Annotated in this window: 4 protein-coding genes and 1 pseudogene; 3 read left to right on the top strand and 2 right to left on the bottom strand. The window is 63.5% G+C overall.

The window, feature by feature from the left end; translation table 11 throughout:
- Both EOA85_RS39340 and EOA85_RS26545 read left to right on the top strand, forming a co-directional pair.
- Window positions 1–142, top strand: a pseudogene (locus EOA85_RS39340) (uracil-DNA glycosylase); the annotation flags it as partial.
- A gap of 76 nt (window positions 143–218) precedes the next feature.
- Window positions 219–1,031 carry a helix-turn-helix transcriptional regulator gene (locus tag EOA85_RS26545; protein ID WP_127211744.1) on the top strand — a complete coding sequence of 271 codons (813 nt, stop codon included), beginning with the start codon at window positions 219–221 and terminating at the stop codon, window positions 1,029–1,031.
- Here the strand turns inward: EOA85_RS26545 and EOA85_RS26540 are convergent, their stop codons facing one another.
- Complete coding sequence (locus EOA85_RS26540; protein WP_095519922.1) at window positions 1,032–1,934, bottom strand: DMT family transporter; 903 nt, start codon at window positions 1,932–1,934, stop codon at window positions 1,032–1,034.
- Between the two features lie 44 nt (window positions 1,935–1,978).
- Window positions 1,979–4,285 (bottom strand): xanthine dehydrogenase family protein molybdopterin-binding subunit, encoded by a 2,307-nt coding sequence (locus EOA85_RS26535; RefSeq protein ID WP_127211743.1) that lies wholly within the window; start codon window positions 4,283–4,285, stop codon window positions 1,979–1,981.
- Window positions 4,286–4,440: 155 nt separating this feature from the next.
- On the opposite strand from EOA85_RS26535, the gene EOA85_RS26530 reads away from it, so the two are divergent.
- The coding region (locus EOA85_RS26530) for a M1 family aminopeptidase (RefSeq protein ID WP_281033789.1) at window positions 4,441–5,290 on the top strand (850 nt) is incomplete at its 3' end.

Genomic DNA, 5,290 nt, shown 5'->3' with positions numbered 1-5,290 from the left:
CGTCCACCCGCCCGCCTCCGGTATTGCCATTCCCGCCATGCCGACCCTTCACCCGGCCTATCTCTTGAGAACCCCCGCTCACAAGAAGCTGGCGTGGCGGGATTTCCTCGAGGTGAAAGCGAAGCTGCGGGCGCTCGGTTGACGACCAGCGTTTCTTCGCCCCGCTATAACCTTGCCGGTAATTGAAATACATCCGCTGCCGGCCTAGTCATGCGCTCATGACAGCAACCCAGACTTCCGCCGGCAGCCTTATTCGCGAATGGCGCACGCGCCGGCGCATGAGCCAACTCGATCTCGCCATGGAAGCCGAAATCTCGCAGCGGCATCTGAGCTTCGTGGAAAGCGGCCGCGCGGCGCCCTCGCGCGACATGGTGCTGCATCTGGCCGAGCAGCTGTCGATCCCGCTGAGGCAGCGCAACCAGCTCCTGCTGGCCGCGGGCTTTGCCCCTAGCTTCAGCGAGCGTTCGCTCACCGATGCCTCGCTGGCGCCGGCGATGGCAGCCATCGAGATCGTGCTCAAGGGGCACGAACCCTTCCCAGCGCTCGCTGTCGACCGGCACTGGAACCTAGTATCGGCAAACGCCGCCATCGGTCCGTTCCTCGCCGACGTCGCCGAGGCGTCCTTGCTGACGCCCCCGGTCAATGTGCTGCGGCTCAGTCTGCACCCCGGTGGCGTCGCGCCGCGCATCGTCAACCTCGCCGAATGGCGCGCGCATCTTCTCGATCGGCTGAAACGCCAGAACGACGCTGCTGGCGATCCGGTTCTGGTCGAACTGGAGCGCGAGCTTCGGACCTATCGGTCCGGCCTGAACGGCGCACGGCCGGTGCCGGTTGAGCCGAACGCGATCGTGCACCCGCTGCGGCTCGCGCATGGCGATGCCGTGCTGTCGTTCATCAGCACCATCACCGTGTTCGGCACGCCGCTTGACGTGACGCTGTCGGAACTGGCGATCGAATCCTTTTTTCCCGCCGACGAACAAACGCGGACGGTGCTGGTGCGATTGGCGAAAGACCGGGCCGAGCTGCCCTGATCATCCTTGCGGCGGGGTCGCCTGGCGGGTGCGGGCACGTTCGAGGCCAAGCTGTCGCTCGCGCCAGATGATGAAGATGCCAGCGGCAACGACGATCAGGCCGCCGATGAGCATATGAACCGTCGGGACGTCGCCGAAAGCGAGATAGCCGACGACTATGCCAAGCAGCATCGACGTGTATTCGAAGGGCGCCACGACCGAGGCCTCGGCATGGCGATAGGCTGCCGTCATCAGAATCTGAGCGACCCCGCCGCAAAAGCCTGCAGCAATGAGCAGGCCCGCCTGGACCGGGGTCAGCGCCTGCCAGCCGAACGGCAGCGAAAGCAACGCCAGGACGCTCGCCGTCACCGAAAACCACAGCACGATGGTTGCCGTAGGCTCGCTCTGGACGAGATTGCGCACCAGCAGCATGGCGACAGCCGAGATCGCTGCCGCGACCAGGGCGGCGATGACGCCGAGCACCTCCTGATCGCCGAGTGCTGCGCCCGAACCCAGCAGCGTCAGTTCCGGCCATGAGATGACCAGCACCCCGACCAGTCCAACCGCAACCGCGCTCCAGCGATAGACGCGGATCGCTTCGCCGAGGAAGATCGAACTGAACACCACCACCAGCAGCGGCTGTGCGTAGTTCAGCGTGATCGCTTCCGGCAGCGGCAGCCGTATCAGCGCGAAGAAGCCAAGCCCCATGGCGCAGACGCCTACAACGCCGCGCGCAATGTGGTTGAGCGGGCGCTTGGTCGAAAACGCGGTGCCAAGCTTTCCCTGGAAGGCCAGGAAGACGACGATCGGAAAGATGGCGAAAAAGGAGCGGAAGAAGACGATCTGGCCGGCCGGCACCGTGCCCGCCGCCTTGATGCAGGACGACATGGCGACAAAGACCGCCACCGACACGATCTTGAGCATGATCCCGGTCAGCGTGTTGTGCCCGCCGGGATGGTCCGTCGGGTTCACTTAGCAGCTGCTTCCTGGATCGCAGCCCAGATGCGCGCCGGTGTTGCCGGCATGTCGATATGCCTGATGCCGTAGGCGCGATAGAGCGCATCCGTCACCGCGTTGAGCGCGGCCGGCGTTGCTCCGATCGTGCCCGCCTCGCCTGCTCCCTTGATGCCAAGTGCATTGGTGGTCGAGGGCACGTTGCGGGTCTCGAAATGGAAGAACGGGAAATCGTCGGCGCGCGGCATGGCGTAATCCATGAAGCTCGCCGTCAACAGCTGCCCGTCGTCGTCATAGACGGTGTTCTCCGTCAGCGCCTGGCCGATGCCCTGGACGACGCCGCCATGCACCTGGCCGGCCAGCAGAATCGGGTTCACGGTGACGCCGAAATCGTCGACGATCGTATAGCGGACAATCTCCGTCATGCCGGTGTCGGGAGCGATCTCGACTTCGCAGATGTGGGTGCCGTTCGGATAGGTGCATTCGTCCTGCGCGAATTCTCCAAAGCCCTTGAGATCGTCCGGGTTCTTGGCGGCCTTGGCGATGGCCGAAAAATCGATCATGCGGTCGGTGCCGACGATGCGGGCAACGCCGTTGAACAATTCGATGTCGCCGGCCGAGGCTTCCAACTCATCCGCTGCGATGCGCTTGATCTTGTTGGCCAGATCCTCGCCCGCGCGAGAAGCTGATACACCGCCAAGGGGTATGGAGCGCGAGCCGCCGGTGCCGCCGCCGGCTTTCAGTTCGTCGGTGTCGCCCTGGCGGACATGGATCTTGTCGATGTCGAGATGAAGCTTTTCCGAGAGGAACTGCGCATAAGCCGTCGCGTGCCCCTGCCCGTTGGTCTGGGTGCCGATCTTCAGCGTCACCGTGCCGTCGCCGTTCAATTCGACAAAGGCCGGTTCAGAGCCCGGAAAGGCACAGGCCTCGATATAAGTCGCCATGCCGATGCCGCGGATTTTGCCGGCCACCTTCGATTGCGCCAGCCGCTCCGGAAACGCCCGCCACTCCGCCTCTTCGATGGCGCGGTCCATATGGCCTGCGAATTCGCCGGTATCATAGAGGCGGTCCGTCTGCGTGCGATAGGGAAACTGCTCAGGCCGAATGAAATTGCGCCGGCGGATCTCTTCGACTGGCAAGCCCAGATCGTGGGCGCAGGCGTCGACGAGCTTTTCCAGGAGGAATGCTGCTTCCGGGCGGCCGGCACCGCGATAGGCATCGACCGGGCAGGTATTGGTGTAGAGGCCGGTCACCGAAACATCGAGCGCCTGGATGTCGTAGACGCCGGTCGACATGGTGACGCCGATATAGGGGATGAATGGGCCGTATTGCGAGACATAGGCGCCGATATTGGCGAGAAGATCGACCTTCATGCCGAGGAAGCGGCCGTCCTTGTCCATTGCCATCTCAGCGGTCACGACATTGTCGCGGCCTTGCGCATCGGTGAGGAAATGCTCGGTGCGGTCGCCGGCCCATTTCACCGGGCGGCCAAGGCGCCTGGCGGCCTCGAGCACCAGCGGATGTTCGCGATAGACGAAGCTTTTCGGTCCGAAGCCGCCGCCGACATCAGGCGTGATGACGCGCAGCTGGTTCTTCCTGATCTTGAACACATCGGCCAGGATGTACTGCATGGAATGCACGCCCTGCGAGCCCGTGGTCAGCACGAAGCGATTCTCTTGCGTGTTCCACACGCCGATCGCCGAGCGCGGCTCGATGTAGTTGCAGACCAGCCGGTTGTTGATGAACTCTATGCGGGTGACATGCGTCGCCCTGGCGAATGCCGCCGCGGTCTTCGCCTGGTCGCCGATGTGGTAGCTGAAGGCACGGTTGGAGCCGAGTTCCGGCCAGACCAGCGGCGTGCCTTCGTCAAGCGCCGTGGCGGTGCCGGACGCGGCATCCTCGGCCTCGTAATCGACCTCGATCAATTCGGCCGCGTCCTGCGCCAGGGTGCGGCTGTCGGCGACGACGAAGGCAACGGCGTCGCCGACATAATTGACTCGGTCGCAGCAAAGGACCGGAATGTCGCGGGTCGGCGCCTTGGTGCCGTCCGGCTGCCTCTGCATGACGCCGGATTTCAGCTTGCCGAGATGAGCAAGGTCCGCACCAGTCAGCACCAGATGGACGCCAGGTGCCACCTTGGCCGCCTCGGTCGAACCGATGGTGAAGCTTGCCTTGGCCACCGGCGATCGCAGGACGTAGCCGTGCAGGAGGCCAGCCGGCTGGATGTCGTCCGTGTAGCGACCGAGACCCTTGATGAAGGCTTGGTCCTCGCGACGCAGCACAGAGGCGCCCATGCCGAATTTCGGTGTGACGACAGTCATGAATGCCTCGCGATGATGATGGGAGAACGAGTGCCTGAAATAGGCACTGCGCCAGTTTTGTCGAGTGACGGTTTCGTGTAAAGAGCGCGTGCTTCAAATTTCTTAGACCAGCGGACCCACCTGCCGCTGCGGGAATCGACAGGAAACCCCACGGAATGCGCACGGACACCGGCCAGGTCTTCAAGCTCGAAGACTATCGCCCCACCGATTATCTCATTCCGAAAACCGGCCTGACTTTCCGCCTGTCACCAGAAGCCACGCGCGTCATCGCCGTGCTGACGGTCGAACGCCGCGACGGTGTCGCGGCGTCAGTGCCACTGGTGCTGGACGGCGATGGATTGACGCTCAGCCGCCTCGCAATCGACGGCCGGACACTCACGCCGGCAGATTTTCTTGCCACGCCCGATCAGCTGACGATCACCACGCTGCCCGCAGCATCCCGCTTCCAACTCCTGATCGAAACCGAGTTGGCGCCGGCGCACAACGAAGCCCTGATGGGCCTTTATCGCTCCAGCAACGTCTATTGCACGCAATGCGAGGCCGAGGGCTTTCGGCGCATCACCTATTTTCTCGACCGTCCCGATATCCTGTCCGTCTATACGGTGCGCATCGAGGCGCGGCACCACGAGGCGCCACTGCTTCTTTCCAACGGCAACCCGGCTGGCAGTGGCGAACTTGCCGACGGCTGGCATTACGCAGTCTGGCACGACCCCTTCCCCAAGCCGTCCTATCTGTTCGCCCTGGTGGCGGGCGCTCTCGGCAAGGTGGCGGACAGCTTCGTCACGTTGTCTGGCCGGAAGGTCGAGCTCGGCATCTATGTCGAGCCGGGCAAGGAGGGGCTCGCCGGCTATGCCATGGACGCCCTGAAACGGTCGATGAAATGGGACGAGGAGGCGTTCGGCCGCGAATACGACCTCGACGTCTTCAACATCGTCGCGGTGTCCGACTTCAACATGGGCGCGATGGAGAACAAGGGCCTCAACATCTTCAACGACAAATATGTGC

It is taken from the genome of Mesorhizobium sp. M5C.F.Ca.IN.020.29.1.1 (genome assembly GCF_003997375.1).
Classification (GTDB): Bacteria; Pseudomonadota; Alphaproteobacteria; order Rhizobiales; family Rhizobiaceae; genus Mesorhizobium; species Mesorhizobium wenxiniae.
The sequence above is the reverse complement of the archived record's forward strand: the minus strand, read 5'-3'. Positions and strand labels throughout refer to the sequence as shown.